At 39.8% G+C, this 18,909-nt stretch carries 16 protein-coding genes and 1 CRISPR repeat array (1 of these 17 only partly in view); of the genes, 1 reads left to right on the top strand and 15 read right to left on the bottom strand.

The genetic code is table 11. The features are described from left to right. Positions 1-12: 12 nt before the first annotated feature. Together ACW6QF_RS03155 and ACW6QF_RS03150 are read right to left on the bottom strand one after the other, a co-directional pair. Entirely contained in the window at positions 13-1,281 is a 1,269-nt protein-coding gene (locus ACW6QF_RS03155) for a glycosyltransferase (RefSeq protein ID WP_298551455.1), read from the bottom strand. Between the two features lie 14 nt (positions 1,282-1,295). Beyond that, entirely contained in the window at positions 1,296-3,236 is a 1,941-nt protein-coding gene (locus tag ACW6QF_RS03150) for a glycogen debranching enzyme N-terminal domain-containing protein (protein ID WP_456086791.1), read from the bottom strand. Positions 3,237-3,558: 322 nt separating this feature from the next. On the opposite strand from ACW6QF_RS03150, the gene ACW6QF_RS03145 reads away from it, so the two are divergent. Further along, positions 3,559-5,634 carry a M3 family metallopeptidase gene (locus tag ACW6QF_RS03145; RefSeq protein WP_456086790.1) on the top strand — a complete coding sequence of 692 codons (2,076 nt, stop codon included), beginning with the start codon at positions 3,559-3,561 and terminating at the stop codon, positions 5,632-5,634. On the opposite strand, the gene ACW6QF_RS03140 is transcribed toward ACW6QF_RS03145, so the two are convergent. The 13 genes from ACW6QF_RS03140 to cas1 all read right to left on the bottom strand — a co-directional run bounded on the left by ACW6QF_RS03140 (position 5,608) and on the right by cas1 (position 18,656). Next, positions 5,608-6,279 (bottom strand): histidine phosphatase family protein, encoded by a 672-nt coding sequence (locus ACW6QF_RS03140; RefSeq protein WP_456086789.1) that lies wholly within the window; start codon positions 6,277-6,279, stop codon positions 5,608-5,610. The genes ACW6QF_RS03145 and ACW6QF_RS03140 overlap by 27 nt on opposite strands. Positions 6,280-6,299: 20 nt before the next feature. Next, the gene (gene cmr6, locus ACW6QF_RS03135; RefSeq protein ID WP_456086788.1) at positions 6,300-7,064 is read right to left on the bottom strand and encodes a type III-B CRISPR module RAMP protein Cmr6; all 765 of its coding nucleotides are present in this window, start codon (positions 7,062-7,064) and stop codon (positions 6,300-6,302) included. 1 nt (position 7,065) lies between these two features. Beyond that, positions 7,066-7,443 (bottom strand): hypothetical protein, encoded by a 378-nt coding sequence (locus ACW6QF_RS03130; protein ID WP_456086787.1) that lies wholly within the window; start codon positions 7,441-7,443, stop codon positions 7,066-7,068. 12 nt (positions 7,444-7,455) lie between these two features. Next, positions 7,456-8,148, bottom strand: a complete 693-nt coding sequence (locus ACW6QF_RS03125) for an RAMP superfamily CRISPR-associated protein (RefSeq protein ID WP_456086786.1) — start codon at positions 8,146-8,148, stop codon at positions 7,456-7,458. 5 nt (positions 8,149-8,153) lie between these two features. Beyond that, positions 8,154-9,314, bottom strand: a complete 1,161-nt coding sequence (locus ACW6QF_RS03120; RefSeq protein ID WP_456086785.1) for a type III-B CRISPR module-associated Cmr3 family protein — start codon at positions 9,312-9,314, stop codon at positions 8,154-8,156. Beyond that, positions 9,289-10,812: a type III-B CRISPR-associated protein Cas10/Cmr2 gene (gene cas10, locus ACW6QF_RS03115; protein WP_456086784.1), complete on the bottom strand. Its 1,524-nt coding sequence runs from the start codon at positions 10,810-10,812 to the stop codon at positions 9,289-9,291. Before cas10 ends, ACW6QF_RS03120 begins: the two co-directional genes overlap by 26 nt. A 7-nt stretch (positions 10,813-10,819) precedes the next feature. Further along, complete coding sequence (locus ACW6QF_RS03110) at positions 10,820-12,283, bottom strand: hypothetical protein (RefSeq protein ID WP_456086783.1); 1,464 nt, start codon at positions 12,281-12,283, stop codon at positions 10,820-10,822. Between the two features lie 13 nt (positions 12,284-12,296). Next, positions 12,297-12,725, bottom strand: coding sequence for a hypothetical protein (locus tag ACW6QF_RS03105; protein WP_456086782.1), 429 nt, complete (start codon positions 12,723-12,725; stop codon positions 12,297-12,299). A 3-nt stretch (positions 12,726-12,728) separates the two neighbouring features. Beyond that, a complete protein-coding gene (locus ACW6QF_RS03100) occupies positions 12,729-14,261 on the bottom strand; it encodes a CorA family divalent cation transporter (RefSeq protein WP_456086781.1) in 1,533 nt (510 codons plus the stop codon). Continuing rightward, the gene (locus ACW6QF_RS03095) at positions 14,258-15,034 is read right to left on the bottom strand and encodes a hypothetical protein (RefSeq protein ID WP_456086780.1); all 777 of its coding nucleotides are present in this window, start codon (positions 15,032-15,034) and stop codon (positions 14,258-14,260) included. Before ACW6QF_RS03095 ends, ACW6QF_RS03100 begins: the two co-directional genes overlap by 4 nt. Positions 15,035-15,040: 6 nt before the next feature. Further along, complete coding sequence (locus ACW6QF_RS03090) at positions 15,041-15,715, bottom strand: CRISPR-associated endonuclease Cas6 (protein ID WP_456086779.1); 675 nt, start codon at positions 15,713-15,715, stop codon at positions 15,041-15,043. A 383-nt stretch (positions 15,716-16,098) separates the two neighbouring features. Next, positions 16,099-16,386, bottom strand: coding sequence for a CRISPR-associated endonuclease Cas2 (gene cas2 / locus ACW6QF_RS03085; RefSeq protein ID WP_456086778.1), 288 nt, complete (start codon positions 16,384-16,386; stop codon positions 16,099-16,101). Further along, on the bottom strand, positions 16,386-18,656 hold the full coding sequence (gene cas1 / locus ACW6QF_RS03080) for a CRISPR-associated endonuclease Cas1 (protein ID WP_456086777.1): 2,271 nt from the start codon (positions 18,654-18,656) through the stop codon (positions 16,386-16,388). Before cas1 ends, cas2 begins: the two co-directional genes overlap by 1 nt. A gap of 94 nt (positions 18,657-18,750) precedes the next feature. Beyond that, positions 18,751-18,909: direct repeats of the CRISPR family, unit length 35 nt; unit sequence GTCTTAATCCTTATTCTAATGGAATACTCTCTGAC; it runs 1,429 nt beyond the window's last position.

Raw genomic sequence — 18,909 nt, 5'->3', positions numbered from 1 at the left:
AATTGTGTTTTATTATTTACCGTAATTCTTTAAGACATTCTCATAAAGAGCGCGAATCCGCAAGCCGACTTTTTCCCATGTGATGCCATCGACCTCTTTCTTCCCTTCCACCTGAAGATATTCGAACAAAGACGGATTCGTACAGATCGAATAGATAGCGTCTGCCATTGCATAAATATCCCAATAATCCGTCTTAATCACCTTGTCGAGAATTTCTCCGCAACCGGACTGTTTGGAAATAATGGAAGGCGTTCCGCACTGCATGGCTTCCAACGGGGCAATCCCGAACGGTTCGGAAACAGAAGGCATCACAAAGACGTCACTGTTCTTATAGGCTTCATATACCTGCCTTCCACGTTGAAATCCGGGGAAATGGAAACGATCGGCAATTCCACGCTCGGCAGCCAGATTGATCATGGCATCCAGCATATCGCCCGAACCTGCCATAACGAACCGGATATTACGCGTACGTTTCAAAACAAGCGCCGCTGCCTCGACAAAATATTCCGGTCCTTTTTGCATCGTGATACGTCCCAGGAAAGTCACGACCTTCTCCTTTTTATGCTCCGGACGAGGAATGTCCAAAAGTTCTTGCGACAACGGATAAACCGCATTATGCATGGCAAAACATTTCCGCGGGTCCTGATGATACTCCCGGATAACCGTCTGCCGCGTCAATTCAGATACGCACATAATACAATCCGCATAATCCATACCGTTCTTTTCCATTGCATACACGGTCGGGTTGACCTTTCCGCGTGAACGGTCGAAATCGGTTGCATGGACATGGATACAAAGAGGCTTTCCACTCACCATCTTTGCATGCACGCCGGCCGGATATGTCAGCCAATCGTGGGCATGAATAATATCGAACTGCTGCTGACGAGCAATAACTCCCGCAATAATCGAAAAATTATTGATTTCGTCATGCAGGTTAGCAGGATACCCTCCGGCAAACTCCATACAGCCCAAATCATTTACATTCAGATAAGAGAAATCGGCATAGATATGGTCACGGAAAGCATAATATTGTTCCGGCGTCATATAATTGGGAAGCCTGGACTTCAAATAATCATAATTAACATCCCTCCATACGACAGGTACTTGGTTCATACCTATAATATTCAGGAAACCTTCTTCTTCACCGGTCGGCTTCGGCAAACAAAAAGTTGTCTCCACATCATTCTGCAGACTCAAACCTTTAGTAATACCATAGGATGCCACCGCAAGACCACCGTATATTTTGGGAGGAAATTCCCATCCAAACATTAATACTTTCATACAGGCTCCTCCTTTTAATAGTTATATTTGCTTAATAAGTACAATATTCTCAATATTTCTGCAACATTCATTGCAAATGAAACGGCTCCACGCCCCCTGAACGGAGGATTACCATCAAACAGTTCAGGAATGGATCCAATACAATGAGACGACATTTCATCTTCGTACCCGATCAGATAACGTTCGATAAACCCTATGCCGCTCATCTTATAGATACGAAGATACGCCTCAAAATAGAAACCTGCCAGCCAAGGCCAGACCGTTCCCTGATGATAAGCATAATCACGCTGGATCTGAGGACCTACATAATTAGGATTATAGCCACCGCTTTTCGGACTCAAAGAACGGAGTCCCTTAGGAGTAAGCAACTCTTTCGTCACAATATCGAGCACACCTTTTTTCTGGCTGGAATTTAAAGGCGAATAATCAAATGCCACAGCAAATATCATATTCGGACGTACGCTCCACTCCATCATGTTACCATCGACGTAATCGAGCAAATAGCCATATTCATTCAAGAAGACATTGACAAACGACTTCCCGCTTTTTTCGGCCAAGGCACCCAATGATTCAGCCAAGGCACTATTGCCCGCCTCGCCCGACAATTCTCCGACAAACCGCAAAGCATTATACCACAATGTATTGATCTCAACAATATATCCTGTACGTGGAATAACGGGATGTCCGTTAACCGTCGAGTTCATCCATGTAACAGCCTTATTCATGCCATACGTATAAAGCAATCCGTTTTCATGCAAAACCAGATTCGGATGTTTATCCTGGCAGAGGAACGTCATGATATCTTCCAACAATAAACCATATTTTTCGCGACATGCCTCACGTGAAACCATCTTAGCATATTGTTGAATACACCAAACGGCCCAAAGCAAGATATCGGGATGCTCCATTTCATAAATTTTGATCCGGCTCGGTTCATTATGGATAAAATCATAAATCGCCTTACGGGCGGTTTCCATTACCATTTCAAACTTGGGAACCTCATCGATGGCCAAGGTCAGCCCCGGCAAGGAAATAAACAAATCACGCGCCCTACATTTGAACCACGGATAACCGGCCAAAATATAAGATTCGTTTTCCTGCTTATTCAGAAACTGGTGTGCAGCGTTGATCAGACAATGTTGAAAAGTATCGCGAGGCGTACGTTCTTCAACCTCATCTTCGAATGTCTTTTTCAACGAACGAGTTCCGATTTCGGAAACCCCGCCGGAAAAGACGATGCTTTCACCTTTCTTTATCTCGACTTCAAAATATCCGGGAACATACAGATCCTCGTTAAAATCATAGCCTCTTTCCTGCTCTTTCGGATATTCGATCCCCCGATACCAGTCCGGCTGGTAATGGAACTCATTCTTTTTGTTCAATTGCATATACAATTCGGGATAGCCCGGATACATGCAAGTTTTGATACCATTCGTCACAACCTGATATTCGCGACTGGCCTGAGCGTTCTCGTGCGTATATTCGCGGACACTGCGAAACGCCAAAAACGGACGCAAACGCAATGTTGTCGCCGAGTGAGCATCCAACAACGTATAACGAATCAGGATTCGGTTCTCATGATGGACAAACAACTTCTCTTTTTTCAGAACAACACCGCCTACACGATAAATCGTCGTAGGAACTTTCTCGCACTCGAACTCACGAATGTACTTATGACCTCTCGGACTGTAATTATCCCCTTGATACTTATGAAGCCCCAAATTAAATTCGGCTCCATGTTGTATGACGGTTTCATCCAATGACGACAACAATACATGATTCTCATCATCCAGTCCCGGAACCGGAATCACAAGTAATCCGTGATATTTTCTTGTGTTGCAATCAACGATAGTTGTACAATGATAGGCTCCCGAACGATTTGTACGAAGAATTTCTCTTGGTAGCGCTTCTTCCAGGTTCGTCATAAGAGTCTTGTCAAATTTAAGATAACTCATATTTTTATATTTGGTTTTAAGTTTATGCTTTAACGTGATAACAAATAAATTGCTTTTGTATCCTGACCAAAAGTATCACTTAAAAAATAAAAAAACAAATTCGCTTTCATATTTATTTAGAAATTTCTTTTTTTACGATTTAAAAACAGTTTGATTGATAACCGGTTACAATTATGAAGGAGTACATATATGTGTTGTCAAACACATGCCAAGCTGTTAAAAACTTCCAATTGCGGTTGTTTGGCATCGCCCCAAAATCAATGTATTTTTATTTACCGATTATTCCGTACCTTTGTTATATAATAAATCAACACTAAAGGACATGAAACAAAATAGCGAAAACCCCTTTTTCGGAATCTATCAGACTCCGTTCGGGACTCCTCCGTTCGACCGGATCAAAACAGGACATTACGAACCGGCTTTCGACGAAGGAATCCGGCAATTGGACGAAGAAGTCCGGGCCATTGCCGGCAATACGGAACTTCCTACATTCGAAAACACAATCGTAGCGCTCGAACGTAGCGGCAAGCTGCTGGACAAAGTCAGTTCGGCCTTCTTCAACGTATTGAATGCGGAAGCGGACGACGAGATGATGGATATCTCGCAGCGGGTATCACCCAAACTGTCGGAAAGTTCCAACAATATCTATTTGAATGAAAAACTATTCGCACGGGTAAAAAGTGTCTACGACCGGAAAGAGCATTTACACCTCCCGACGGAAGACGCACGCCTGCTGGAAGAGACATTCGAATCTTTTTCCATACGTGGTGCCGCACTCGGCCCCGAAGATAAAGAAAAATACCGCAAACTCAGTTCCGAGTTAAGCCTGCTTTCCCTCACATTCGATCAGAACGCATTGAAAGACAAGAACCGCTACGAACTGTTACTGACAAAAGAGAGCGAACTGGAAGGACTACCGGAAAGCATACGCGAAGCGGCCGCGCTCAGGGCTAAAGAAAAAGGAAAAACAGGATGGCTGTTCAATCTCTCGGCCCCAAGCTACGTGCCCTTCATGCGTTACTCGGCTTTGCGCGAGTTACGTGAAAAGATGTACCGGGAATATATGAGCGTGGGTAACAAAGACGATGAATACGACAATAAGGAGATCATACGGAAAATCGTCAATATCCGCCTGGAAATTGCAAAACTGATGGGATATTCCAATTATGCCGACTACAAGTTGAAACATACGATGGCCAAAACTCCCGTACGCGTCTATAAACTGCTGAACGAGCTATTGGATGCCTACAAGCCGGTCGCCCGGAGTGAATACGAGGCCGTACAAGGATTCGCTTCGGGAACGGAAAAAGAAAACATAACTGTCATGCCTTGGGACTGGAGTTATTATTCCGAAAAACTGAAAGACATCCGTTTCAACGTAAACGATGAAATGACGCGTCCCTATTTCGAACTGAATCATGTAAAGAAAGGCGTGTTCGGTCTGGCTACACAATTATATGGCATCACTTTTAAAGAGAATAAAGAGATACCGGTTTACCATCCCGAAGTAGAGGCATACGAAGTTTACGATGCCGACGGCAAATTCCTTTCCATATTATATACGGACTTCCATCCGCGCGACGGGAAACAGTCGGGAGCCTGGATGAACAGCATAAAGGAACAATACCGGGATCGAGACGGAAAAGACAGCCGGCCGCAAATCATTATCGTGATGAACTTCACCCGCCCGACCGAGACGAAGCCTTCTTTATTGACTTTCGACGAGGTCAACACTTTGTTGCATGAATTCGGGCATGCCCTGCACGGAATGTTTGCCGAAGGATCATACGCGAGCCTTTCCGGTACAAATGTCTATCGCGACTTTGTGGAACTTCCTTCCCAACTGATGGAAAACTGGCTGACGGAGAAAGAGTTCCTGGATCAGATCGCCATCCACTACCAAACCGGAGAGAAAATCCCGCAAGAATTAGTACAAAAGTTAATCGACGCATCCAATTTCAACGCAGGATACGCCTGCTGCCGCCAACTGAGTTTCGGCTTCTTGGATATGGCCTGGCATACCCGGACAGAGCCATTCGACGGAGACGTAATCGCTTTCGAGAAAGAGGCCTGGAGACAGACTGTGATCGTCCCGGAAGTTACCGGAACCCTGATGAGCAGCAGTTTCGGACATATCTTCTCCGGCGGATATTCAGCCGGTTATTACGGCTACAAATGGGCGGAAGTCTTGGATGCCGATGCTTTCTCTGTCTTCAAAGAGACGGGAATCTTCAACCGTGAGACAGCCCGTTCTTTCCGTGATAACATCCTGTCGAAAGGCGGCACCGAAGACCCGGATATCTTGTACAGGCGTTTCCGGGGAAAAGATGCCAAAATCGACGCATTGCTGGAAAGGAACGGGATAAAAACATTACAATCGGATAGGCCTGCTTCTTAATACCGCCGTCTTATCCAATTTCAATGGAGTTATTAACTCATAGTCATCCGTTTGTTTGTTCAATTCCAAAATAACCAATTCACCATTTTTAGGAGAAAGCATTTGCTCAAATTCTTCTACCGTAAGATGGAACCAGCGCATGACAAACAAACGGATGGCAAGAGAATGAGTCACTAACACACAATTCTTCGGGTAATCATCACTGGCAAAATCACGATGGAGAGAGCCTAACAGATCATTAATACGATCGTACACATCTGTACCGGCCTCTCCTCCGGGGAAGCGATAATAAAATATGCCATATTCTTTTCGCTCCCGTTTCAATTGTTGTAACTCTCCATAAGTACGTAAATACCCCCATTCCTGTTCACGCAACCGCGGTTCTTCATTATATCTGAATTGTTGTCGCGGGAAACTACGCGCTATATTTTCAAAAGTCGAACGCGTCCTCCAAAAAGGAGAAACATAAAAATACATCGATTCGTCCTTCACCAACTCTTTCAACTTTTCTCCAGCTTCCAACGCTTGCCGAATTCCATTTTCAGTCAGTTCAATAGTATAATCCGGCTCTGTAGCGAATTTACTTTCATCAGTATTGGCATGGCATTCACCATGACGGATGAGGATGATGCGATCTGGTTTCATAATGGCGAACTGTTTGTATACTATTTCACTAAAACGCTCAAAAATTGCCCGTACCCGACATTCGTTTTGGCACCGACACCTACAGTTTCCAAAATCTTTTTGAAAAGACTCAATTTATCACCAGCACCATACGTATTACCATTAACCATACACTTTGAATCATGGAATCTGAACCTGAACTCTATCATACATCCGGAAGCGATTTTCAACATAGCTATAGGAATAGGATTTTTCAAAGGTCCTCCTGTATGAGGAGTAATAACATCATCTTCAAGAAAATGGCCTTTCTTATTCAAGCCTACGACTACCGCATCAAAAAACACATCTCGTTCATAAACAGGAATGTTTGTATTATCACTTCTTTTCCCATCAAAAATTTCTTTCTTCAATGCTTTCCATTCTTCCTCTTGCATTCCTGCTTCGGCACAGAAATCTTCAAAATAACTTTTCAATACCCCTTTTACTGATGAGCCGTAAACTACAGGCATACCGGTTGTATAGTCGAAGTGCATCCCCAAATTGAATGCTCCTTCCAACTTTTTTGAACCGTGCACCAGTCCGATCCCGGTTACTAATCCCGGATAAGCAATTTCTGCATGCAAACGATGTGTACACAACTCTTTCAACTCATCGACTGCCACCCATTCAGCATTTTTAATTGCACTATTTATGATCCGTATGGCCTCTTTACTCCCTCCGCTCGGTTCTCCTCCATTTAGCACATAATTGAAATTGACCCCATTATAATAATCCTTATAAAAGAGCTTGCTTATATTTTTTTTCATATCAATCCAACTTATATGTTCTTATCACCTGTTTCAGAGCAACGGAACAATTGATTATTTCCGTTTTATTTCTTTCTTCCACTGCTGTCAAAATCTCCCTGACAAACAACTCCAAATCTGTGTATCCCATCATTTTAGCAATCACCGCCAATAAACATCTCCGATGTGCTTCTCCCCTTTTCGGCTCATCCTGATAATACACTGCAATGGTTGGTTTCAAACCTATCATAAGAATAGAAACTCCCAATGCTGATATTTGACCATTATAACTTTCATATATCGTTTTTGAAGAACGATCCTTAAACAATGGGCATTCTTCCCATTCCCGAAGAATCCGTTCGGCCAATTCCATCAATATCTTATTTGTCTCTTTATCCATAGTAATATGTTCTTACAATTTAACAAACTTACAATAGCCATAACCAATCGTTGCATTAGCTCCAATCTGAACGATCTTTCCATCCAGCACATCCAAGTCATCCTGATTTGGAGTAGCAATAATAACAGCCAATACAGACTTGGATGGAAGCACCTGTTCATACCACAAATTTACGCTTTCACCATTATCCAGACAGTTACGAGCGATAATAGGCAACGATTCGTCTTTACAAATATGTGCAAATGCATCTTTTGATATTGACCCTTGAGCCACATTAGTGAGCTTATTTGTAATATTTTCCTTTTTATACACAATTCCCAAATTCTTCGCTTTTTCTAAAAAATCATCAATGACTCCATCACTGTAAGTCAACTGATAAACTTCATTTCCATCAGTACACTGCTGCGGTAGAAAGAGCAGATTTGCATCAAAAAAGATAGCAGCGCCTTTCTGGGTATCAGAAGTATTTCCCTTCTTCTTGACAGATCCAAACAAACTCACTATTTTGTTCTCATCAAAACGAAGTTCTTCTGTCAAAAACTCTTTTACAGCCCCTTTCAACGAACTGGAATTAATGCACGGCAATTGGGTAGTGACATCACGCTGTATCGCTTTATCAATCACGCTAAAGCTAACAACACTCTCATTACCTACATGTAAATTCGTCTGGGGAATAATCAGCCAGACAGCAGCATTCTTATTCATATAATTTATTTTTGTTTGATTTTACAATACTTGTTATATCCTATCTGTACAAATTCTTTGCAGCTATCCAAAACTTCACAGAATTTGCTCATCTTTTCCAGGTCTTCAAAATAGAAAACAGAACCTGATTCGTATAAATCATAACGTTCAGAACTACGTAGCGACTTATATTTTACATTATAGTCCCGTGCATTCACACTATTTGAAGAGTTCAAGAAACGAAAAGGCCGAACCCGAGTAATCGCATAACGGACATACTCCATCGTTTTCTTCTCTTTCTCTACAAACAATGGCAGATAAGAGTCTGACAGTAACACAACACGTAAACTATCCGCCTCGTGAGGAAGAAAACCGCACTGACCATCAGACAACTCTGCTTTAAACAAAAAGTTGGAATCATCAGCCCCGAGCTTGACAAACGTCCCAGAATAAACAGTCAAATCAGCCTTTGCTTCAACCTCGAATGCAAAACAAAAATCATGCTCCAACCGATAAGAAATCTGCTTATAAAAAGCAGCATTCTTTACTTTTCCCTCATAATCTTTGTCAATGCCGATGCGAGAATCTTTTTTGAACAAGTCCTCTTCTTTTTTTCTATCAGTCCCATCAGGCGTGATATAATATGTGCCGAGTTGTTCTTTACCGGAATAATAGAGACTTTTATTTTTTTTCATCCTTATTTGAGGGATCTCCATTTTTACCTGATTGATGTTGGCACAAATACTTTCACCTAAATCCACATCCAAATCAGCATCATATCCTTCTTTAAAATAAGCTTTACACTCTTTTTGATTATAAAGAAAGCAAGGCCCCAAACGGTCAATCTTTCCAAAATCGGCTTCTATATGATCAGATTTTACTTCAAAACTCTTCCCTCCAATCCAAGCCATAACCTCATTCACCACACCCTTCTTTATATGATTTTCTTTACTATCAAACAACTGGTCATTATTTGATAACAAAAGGAAACGCAGCATCCCCAATAAGGATGTCTGCTGAGGCATCTTAAATGAATGAATGATATAGCTGGCATAGTTTGTCACATCTTTTCCTTCAAGACTGTCCGATTGGAATGTCATATCTCCACCAAAAAAGAACTTCCCCAACGGGATAAGTTTCACCAAATATTTGTTTTTCGTTTCACTCATCGCTATCTCCTTCCCCATTTATAAATTTTGCAATACGGAGCATTCCGTACATTTTAGATAATATATCCCCAGTCTCCACCTGGCCGCCACCAGCACAATCATTCATCAACACACACAGCAACCTACGGGTCAATTCGATATAGCCACTATCGCCTTCTTCCATTACTTTATCATAAAATGCAGCGATACGATTTTCATCATTTGCTTCACGCAGTATGTTCAGTAAATCCTTATTAGCACGCAGTTTATGGGAAATAGCTGAAACTAAACCATCATCCACTGTAAACGTCATGAGTAATTTGAACAATTGATAAACACTGCCCGCTGAATCATCTTTCGTAAATACCCCTGTAAAGCCCGATCCGCTATGCTTACGAAGACGCCAAGCTACCGCATTCTTGCCAACTACATTTTTTGCTTTGCCAAAAAGCAAATCCAAAGCCGATTGTAAAGCTTCATACAGCGGATATTTATAATACGATATTGATAAACCATAAGAAAGAGTAGTATAAATAAGATTCCCTTTTTCATCTTTAGGACGATCTTTCTCTTCTATCCCCTCATCCACTCCTGCCTGGTAACATTCATCGATTTTAGATAAAAGTTGGAAGATGTTTTCGACACCATCTTTACCGGAAACCACCGGAGCGATAAACAGCAAATCGTCTCCACCTGCATAAATAGGGACTCCTCCATACTCTTCTATCATTTTACTGACCTCACAGCCATATTTCATCAAAGCAGTGGACAATGTTTTCACTCGCTCGTTGGGTAAAGCAGATACAATCTTCCCCATATTATCGCCATCAGCCTGCACCACACAGATATATTTGTAGTAAGAACGATACTCCTCCTCAAAAGTGACCTTTATCTTCTGATAAAACTCATCCTCTATTTTCTCCGGATTCTCACTGTTATTCTCCTTCTCGCGCACTTCATCCCGATATTTCATCCAGAGAATTTTTTTATCTTCCTCCCCTGTTTTTGAAAGTTTATCAGTAGCAATCTCAGCCAAGAAAGGAAAATTCCAATTTGGATTACCAAAGGCACGTTTGAACAATGCCGAGTTATCTTTTTCCTGAATCAAATCCAGTACATTCATGCGACTTTTATCATCAAAAGTGCGATTAACAAGCTCTGTACAATCGAGATAGCGGTTTAAATCCTTAATAACATCTACACCTGTTTCCGATTCTACAGAAACATACATGATGTTGACATAGTCACGACCAATTCCGGTCACCTGAGTAAACTCTTCCAGAGCATGACTTAATATTTTCTCCAATTCGTCATCCTTTATGTCCTCTACAAAAACACGGTCTGGATACAACCCTACTTTCTGGATCTCATTCAGTGAAGCGGGTGAAAGAATCATCTTATTTTCAGCCTTCAATTCCTTAATTATACATTCCATCAAAAATGAAAATAAATAACTGGCTGACCATAATTCACGTGGCTTGCGAGCCATAGTGATAGTTCCAATTATCGGTCCTATATTTATTGCAGTATATTTCATAAATCAATTATTTTACTATTCGTTGAAATAATATCTCCTTATCTCCCAATAAATTATTCCAGCCAAAATCTCTTACCACCATTTTAAACCCCAGACTTTGATGAAATTGCTTTATCAACCTATCATAGTCCACCAATAATCTATTTTTTTTAGCATCTTTCAAGAAAAGAGGCAAAGTAGAACTTAAACCGCCATCTCTCGTAAATGTAAACAAAGCATCAGGAGCCGTACGTAACGCATCAATAACTTGTTTATCATACAAAATATAAATATATGCAATATTTTTCATCACACCATTTTTATCCTTAACACAGAGGAAAACAGGTTTGAATATAATAGGAGAAGCTATTCGTTTTATCTCATGATCATTATGGATAACAACCCCTACCCGCTCCTCTTTTTCCTTCTTTTTTCCATATGAAAAAGTTCCTTTTGGTATTTTGTAATTAAAGCCATTAATTGGACACCCCAAATGCGCCCGTGCAAAAAATGAAAGTTTATCATTTACTATTATGTGAGGATCATCTTCCGCCGGACAGCTTTCCAAATTCAATTCGTTTTTAATTTTTCTTTTTTCCCATGTATAGCCTTTTGCATTAAGAAAAGTCCATAAATACGACTTTATATATCTCTCTTTTTTAGTACGAATAACCTTCCCTTCTGATTTAACAATTCTTTTAGTTCCGTTTATCCCTGATTTTAAACATTTCCAATAAAAATCAATAACACCAAATAATTTCTTAATCTTTTCAAAGCCAGCATCATCTACATCATATTTCATTAATTGTGTATCATGTTCATATAACTCTATATGCTTCCAAGGTATATTTTCATCACCGATTTTAACCACCGTAAAACTACCAAATCCTTTATTACTTCTTTGTCCAAAATTAGTATTAGCAAAAAAATAAGTTATTTGCGTCCTTATAGCATTATACAAATCAAGTTCTTTTGAATCAACTTGATCTTTATACAAAAAAATAAAGTTGAGTTCAACGTATTCACTAAATGAGAAATTCACTAAATCTTCTTCTCTACTTTTCCCTCCCATATTGCTCAATATCAAAGGGAATGCTTCCATACTATAAATAATTTCAGTTTTTTTTGTTTTAGGATTATATTTTGGTACAGGAGGATTATTCTTCAAATAAACGTCCTCATCTTTCTGACTTTCTTGAATTCTAATTTTATAATTCAACGCTTTAAAATCATTCTTTTTAAACTTAATTTCCAAATCTTTATTTAAGTACACTTCCGTCTTCTCTTTTTCCCCAATATTTTCTTTATTAGATTTTTTATACCCGACTAAAAAATGTTTGCATTTTTCATAATCGTTATTAAATATTTTTTCTACAATAAACCTGTCCAGCTTCGGTTTCACCTCTGAGGCCCTCAATGTCGCTCCTTCCTGATCATGCTGAAAATGGATCAAGGGAGTATGTTGTTTTAATGTTACTTTTAATGTTTTCATGGCAAAACTTCTATTATTTCACATAATCCTTTATTATCTCATATGATTTTTTAACCTTCTCAATTTCATTCTCCAATACATCCGGAGTTATCGCTTCCTTACTACCTGATAGCAACAGATGCAAAAGCGCTATACGATTCATATCTAATTGAGGAATTTTATCTCTATTGTTCCACAATTTATCAACTTTTTCCTCTCGTTCCTTTGAGATCCTTTTTGCATCTTCGATCAGTTTATTTTCAACAATATTTTTTTCCCACACAATCTTCCTACTCCATTCGTCTCTTTTCAAAATTCTCTCTTCCAAAAATACCAATTCCTGTATACGATACTTGCTTCTGTAAAAAGAATAAATAAAATACACAAAACAACCACCCATAATCAATACAGAAATCACAATTGTCGGATATAGTCCTAACCATAGCCCAGTAACAGTTTGCATAACCTACCTCCTTCTTTTTATAAGTATATAATATATCAAAACCGAAACCAAAATAATAAACACCACATGCCCCCAAAAATCACCCTTACATTCTAAATCTACTGAACGGTTCATCCCAAAGACACCGGTCAACAGGGTTGCAGGCAAGAAAGCTGCTGCCAACCAATTCAACCATTCACCATTTTCATTTCTTTTCTGATCTATCAACAATGTAATATATTGATGTAATTCACCTATTTCCCCATCCAACTCTTTTATCTTCTCACTGGATGCGAATTGCTGCATCAACATATCATAAATTTCAATACCTTGATCTTGCACCGTCACATGCTGAAAATAGATCTGGTTTATAAAACGTATATATTCTTGATAAAGAGAGCCAATGCGTTCTGCTAAACGCCGATCCGTACGCCGGGAAAGACAACTCACTTTAGTCACTTCACCTGAAAACCTCAACATTGAAGCGCGTTGGATAATAATGAGCTCGAACATACGAGAATAAATTGTACGCATGTGCATCGCTAATATGTTAGAAGCAAACCAACTTGTATTTGTCAAAGCGACCAATGAATAACGAGATATTCCATAAAGGGTTCCTTGTTCCTGCCATCGATAATAAGTACTTTCCTCCAATAGCTTCTTCTTCATTTCATTATTCTGACAAGTATCATCATTTCCATCATCTACAAATACATATTTATACCAGAAATCTCCCATCACAAACTCTCCGTCTTTCAGGTTTTCTGTCATATCCTTCACTTGCTTAGACAATTCATCATTGCCATACCAGCAATTCACAAGCATACGATCGTCTATAACAGGAGTCACTTTCATTTCCGGCGACAAGTCCTTTATCAGATTATCGATAAACACCGCTGGTTTCCAAACATCAGACAATCCGAATTCCAAATCTTGGCCTGTCGTATGAATTTTATAATTAAATCCATCCATATATTTTGAAGGATCACCATGAAGTCCTTCTATCTTTATTGATTTAGACAGCATAGAACGATTTTCAGCAGAAAATTCACCACTGTGAGGTGGCATAATACGCCGTCCAAATTGGTTGATATTCCGAACATCCAATTCCTCTTTCTGGCATTCCTCATTATTTGCCAAGAAAAAAGAAAGAATACCTACCCCAGTAGCATACAAGTTCAAATTAATCGCATCAACCTTCAGCACATATTCCTTATCACCTACCACTATACGATATTCCACGTTCCCCGCTTTAGGTTCTCTCCTCTCGTAATGATAAATGAGAGGATTTTGCGCACCTTTTATATCATACAATACAGGATGTACGAAGTCAAAATAATATTGCAACTCACCAAAAAGTTCTTCCCGGTCTTTTGTGTCCTCACCAACAACCGGTATATATTTTTCCGCTGGATCATATTGTACCCTATCCCATAATGTATATTCATTTATAGGGATATGTTTTAAATCTATTTGCTCAGAAAAAAACTTTTTATCCTCCCCAGGTAATTCCCATTTAAAAGGAAAATAAAAAACATGATAACTATAAGTACTCATTTTTCTATCATTTTTATATGTTCCACCATTTTTTGTATCTCTTCTAACGAATAAACTCCACACTTTACCCCAACATAACCATTCTCTCCTCCACCACAAAACAGATTATCCGCCAAGTATTCCTTTTCAAAAAATTTCTTCACATTTTCCATTCCTTTTCCATAATACACCCATTCTTCATCCGTATAGACCAATAAACTCCGAAAAGGGAACAGACGATCACAAATTGGGGAAAAACGAGAAGAAAACGCCTTCACAACAAATAGATCTCCGATCTTTGTACAATTATTTGTAACAGCCTTCTCCGCCAAAGATTCGTCTTCATCTGTAATTCCCTGAGCTTTACGATCAGCATGGCGGATAAGATTTATTTCCTCCTGTGTTGCCGCGATTTCCAACATACCGGGAATATACCCCTTATCATTGGCAGCGACCAACTGTTGAGACCTGTCCATTGGTTGGCCGAGCAATGCCATCACCTGCTCTAAAGCACTATCCAAATGAGCAAATGAATTATGGTGGTCGATAGCTCTATATCCGGGCGGTTTTGGAATATCTTCCTGCAATTCCACTCCATAGACAATCCAGTCTTTCGCGGAAGCCTCTTCCAATTCTTTCCGGTAACTGCTTAACCGCGCATTGTCCCAACGAAGTTGATGATCCACATACGCAATCCCCGTCCTGTCAAGCTGCTGACGGATGGTAAGCATTTCCAAGTCATGCCCGCCTAACAAAAACAATTGCCTTTCACTCTCGCTCATTTGCTTCTGCATATCTTTTTATTTTACATCTCTTATACAATTCACAATACCATATCCCATACTTGACGATTTTCCCAACCCGATATATTCCGGTAAAAAGACATTGCACCGAAATGCAGCAGAAAAGCTCATTAATTCCACATTCTTATATCGGCTCAAGCCTGGATCTTCCAATTTTAAGATACGGCAAATAACTGGAAATTCGAAATGGATACCGATGCCTTTGCCAAAAGAAAGCACATTCCCGACCAGAATTTTCTCAAGCATAGCGATACGTTCGATAAGCCCTTCCGCCTGTTGATACTCTTTATAATTTTCGCAATTCAATGGCAACCAATAGCGAATTCGATATGTATTATCTGATTCGCAACAACAAGAAAACAAACTCTCCGTTCGAATCGAAGCCAGCTCCAACTCTATATTTCGATTTCCTAACTGACAAGAAAAAGTGCTTTCCATACCAAACAGTCTTTCCACAGCCACAGCCCCTTGATTAATACCAAGCACAACCGCACTTCCCTTGACCTTCTTATATTGGACCAAAGGGTAACTATAATTGAAACCATCACCATTATGATTATGGAAAAGAGCATCATCGCCAGACAAACGAATCATTGCTCCTCTAAAAAATGGAATTTCGTCATCAGATATCCGATTTCTGAATAGTGCTGTCGTTATTCGTGTTTGATTCATATAGATTATCTTTAATGGTTCCCCAATATTAACAAATAAATTCTAACAGACCTAATATTTTTTGCTTTTTTATTTTCAAAAAAATATCACAGTCTTTCACACAACATATAATTACCGCAAAAACAAGCCATTACCACATTCTTAATCTTTATTCGATCGATAGTTTTTTGTATAGCAATTCACATTAACCGGATGATAGAGACATAATCTTCCCGACTATTCATAGATACATGTAAAGATTATTGAGGTTTCGGAAAGATCATACGGAGTCATGCCATTTTTAGGCTGAAAGGAGCAAAAAGGAAGAATCGCATATTAATAAAACAGCTTAAAACAAACCAAATTGGTAGTAAGAAATCATTTCAACCAACAAATCTACTACTTTAAACCACCGTTACTCTCACATACTTGCTCTTCCGTTCCGGCTGATACACTATCTTCGTATAACAACCGACACATATTGGATAATACACTATCCGATCTTCACGGCTGTCTATCTTCGCACCTATATTCACCTGCAATTTTTCGAATTGTGAATCCGTAAGCAAACATTCAAAGACGCTGTAATTGATACGAACACCCACTTTCTCCAATAATTTGACTACATGACTCCTCCGCCTATCGTCTGCCACATCATAAGCGACTATTACAAAATTTTTCTTTGCTCTCATCACCACTTTGCAATATAAGGTTTGTATCTCTCCCCTTCACCAATATAGGCAGCCATCTCGTTCGCCTGCCTGCGTATGATCTGCTCCATCGTTATTTCTTCTCCCCAGTATTTCTCATACCGATTCAAGCGTTCCAATACGTTTTTGATCAAAAGCTTCTTCGTTCCGTTCTCCAGCATACCCTTTTCCACTTTCAGCGACGGCCCTTTTTGCACCATTGAGATGACAACACGATCTACAACCTGGGAGCGAAACATCTCAACTACGTCATAGACAAACGTAGGTTTACCCGGCTGACGAACATGTATGATACTGTCGAACGGGTTAAGTTTCGCTCCTAATAAAGCCTGCCAAACTCTTGTATACAACAAAGCATAACCATAGTTAAGCATACAGTTTACCAAATCCGTAGCTCCTTTCCGCTCACGCTTGACAAAACTCACCTTGTCATCAGCCAACAGTTCCCGTACATAACCCCAATATTTGACTGCCCCTTGCGCCTCTTGTCCAACCAACTGCGTCAAATATCCTTCGTCCTTACTGCCTTGATTACGGACAAATGTTTTAAACCGGATATTAAATGCAGATAATTCTTCATACATTGCCCCAAGTGTATTATAACAATGTTTATGATATTTATGGAAGTACTTCACCAAATAGAACTGATTTTTCAACTTTGCCTCAATCATGCAAGTTGCCAGAAACAAGCGTTTTTCTTTTCCACATTGCGCCTGCTTGTTCCACAACGTATTTTCGATGTATTTATTCGACAGAATAGATCCGGTATGACCACCGGAAGAATTGAAAAAGTCTATTGTGATCTTGTTTGCCAAACAATAGTCAATCAAATTGGATGACAGAGTCACCCCTTTACTGCTTATCGTTATATGCGAAAGAGCCCCTAATGGCTTTTGATGAATTACTTTACCCTGCCGTTTCACCGTTATACCTTTGCCTGAAAGACCGACGAAACAACCAAACGTATTCACCAACAATTCGCTACCTTCTCCCTCACGTTTCCGGTATTCCGCTTTTCGCTGTTCTATAATTTTCTTGTTCTGTTCTTTCGCCTTTTCTTCCTTATCCAATCCCTTATGAAAGTCATAAAGCTCTACATAATCCTGAAGTATCCTTTTCTTATACAATTGGTATTCGTTCGAAAGATAATCGATCTCCGACATCATTCGCGTCAAGACTGCGCGGTTAGCTATTTGCCGGTAAGAAGCAGACACGACCTGCTTCAAGTGTTCGTATAACAAATCATCCAGTGAATGTAATACAGGCTGAGGCAACAACGTTCCATAGTAGTTACGCACTCCAGCCCAGGCACGAAGGCTGGCCGGTGTAAATCCCTTATCCGTGACAGATAAATTAGTGATCCGTTCTTTCAAATCGACTTCTTTCTTATTAGACAAACTCAATCCGCCTTTGGATATCGTTATGCCTAAAAACTCAAAACCTTTACGTAGCTCTGCCACAATTGGCGTGTTTAACGACAGCCCCAAATGTGTTTGCAAATAAACAGACAACTGCTTCAACCAACTTTTCGCCTGTTCATGCGTTTCGCACATCAAGCAGAAATCATCAGCGTAACGAACATAAGAACGAGTTAATGTTTGCACATACTTATCGAACGGATGTAGATAGAAATTTGATAATAAAGGAGAAAGGATCGCACCTTGGGGTACGCCTTCCAAGTTGTCACTCCATTTCAAATGTTTGTTAACGATTCCCATCTGCACAGACAACATAATCAACCGCACTATCTCCTCATCCGGAATCAGGGCATGAAGTCGGGCTGCTAACAAATGGTGGTTGATCGTATCGAAATAGTTATCAATATCCAACCGCAGCACCCATTTGTTTTTCTTTTTGCAGCATTCACTCAACGCCCTCCTAACCGCTTTTGTATGTCCTTTATTGGGTCGATAGCCATAGCTGGAATCCATAAAAATATTCTCGAAAAGAGGTTCCACAAGTGTTTTGATAGCATATTGCACGATCTTGTCTTTAACCGACAACAGCCCCAACTTTCGCACTTCGCTTTTCTTTTTGGGAATTTCGATGCTTAAATAAGGCTCCGGCGACCACGTACCAGCTTTCAAATCATTGGATAATTCCGAAATATAAGTTTGAAGGTTATCTTCGAAACAAGCCAATGTGATTCCGTCTATACCTCCAGAAGCATTTTTACTTTTTATAGCCTTCCAAGCTTCAAACAAAAATTCTTCCGTACACAATACTGAATAATAAGATTTACGCGTTTCCATATTCGTATTTTTATGTTAACAATGATATTCATTATATCCTTACCGCAATTACACTCCTCTGATTACTTCCACAAATCAACAAAACGACAACAAGTTTTTTATCCTTATTCTAATGGAATACTCTCTGACAATGTGTTTTGGGGTGTTCTATTAGGAGTTATCGTGTCTTAATCCTTATTCTAATGGAATACTCTCTGACATGAAAAAACCGTGGAACTGCCGACAATTCGTATGTCTTAATTCTTATTCTAAT

Source organism: Parabacteroides sp. (assembly GCF_977054455.1).
This window is presented reverse-complemented; position numbering and strand designations above follow the sequence as displayed.

Coding starts and splice junctions, on each gene's coding strand:
- ACW6QF_RS03155 (WP_298551455.1), bottom strand. CDS start 1,281: ATGAAAGTATTAATGTTTGGATGGGAATTTCCTCCCAAAATATACGGT.
- ACW6QF_RS03150 (WP_456086791.1), bottom strand. CDS start 3,236: ATGAGTTATCTTAAATTTGACAAGACTCTTATGACGAACCTGGAAGAA.
- ACW6QF_RS03145 (WP_456086790.1), top strand. CDS start 3,559: ATGAAACAAAATAGCGAAAACCCCTTTTTCGGAATCTATCAGACTCCG.
- ACW6QF_RS03140 (WP_456086789.1), bottom strand. CDS start 6,279: ATGAAACCAGATCGCATCATCCTCATCCGTCATGGTGAATGCCATGCC.
- cmr6 (WP_456086788.1), bottom strand. CDS start 7,064: ATGAAAAAAAATATAAGCAAGCTCTTTTATAAGGATTATTATAATGGG.
- ACW6QF_RS03130 (WP_456086787.1), bottom strand. CDS start 7,443: ATGGATAAAGAGACAAATAAGATATTGATGGAATTGGCCGAACGGATT.
- ACW6QF_RS03125 (WP_456086786.1), bottom strand. CDS start 8,148: ATGAATAAGAATGCTGCTGTCTGGCTGATTATTCCCCAGACGAATTTA.
- ACW6QF_RS03120 (WP_456086785.1), bottom strand. CDS start 9,314: ATGGGGAAGGAGATAGCGATGAGTGAAACGAAAAACAAATATTTGGTG.
- cas10 (WP_456086784.1), bottom strand. CDS start 10,812: ATGAAATATACTGCAATAAATATAGGACCGATAATTGGAACTATCACT.
- ACW6QF_RS03110 (WP_456086783.1), bottom strand. CDS start 12,283: ATGAAAACATTAAAAGTAACATTAAAACAACATACTCCCTTGATCCAT.
- ACW6QF_RS03105 (WP_456086782.1), bottom strand. CDS start 12,725: ATGCAAACTGTTACTGGGCTATGGTTAGGACTATATCCGACAATTGTG.
- ACW6QF_RS03100 (WP_456086781.1), bottom strand. CDS start 14,261: ATGAGTACTTATAGTTATCATGTTTTTTATTTTCCTTTTAAATGGGAA.
- ACW6QF_RS03095 (WP_456086780.1), bottom strand. CDS start 15,034: ATGCAGAAGCAAATGAGCGAGAGTGAAAGGCAATTGTTTTTGTTAGGC.
- ACW6QF_RS03090 (WP_456086779.1), bottom strand. CDS start 15,715: ATGAATCAAACACGAATAACGACAGCACTATTCAGAAATCGGATATCT.
- cas2 (WP_456086778.1), bottom strand. CDS start 16,386: ATGAGAGCAAAGAAAAATTTTGTAATAGTCGCTTATGATGTGGCAGAC.
- cas1 (WP_456086777.1), bottom strand. CDS start 18,656: ATGGAAACGCGTAAATCTTATTATTCAGTATTGTGTACGGAAGAATTT.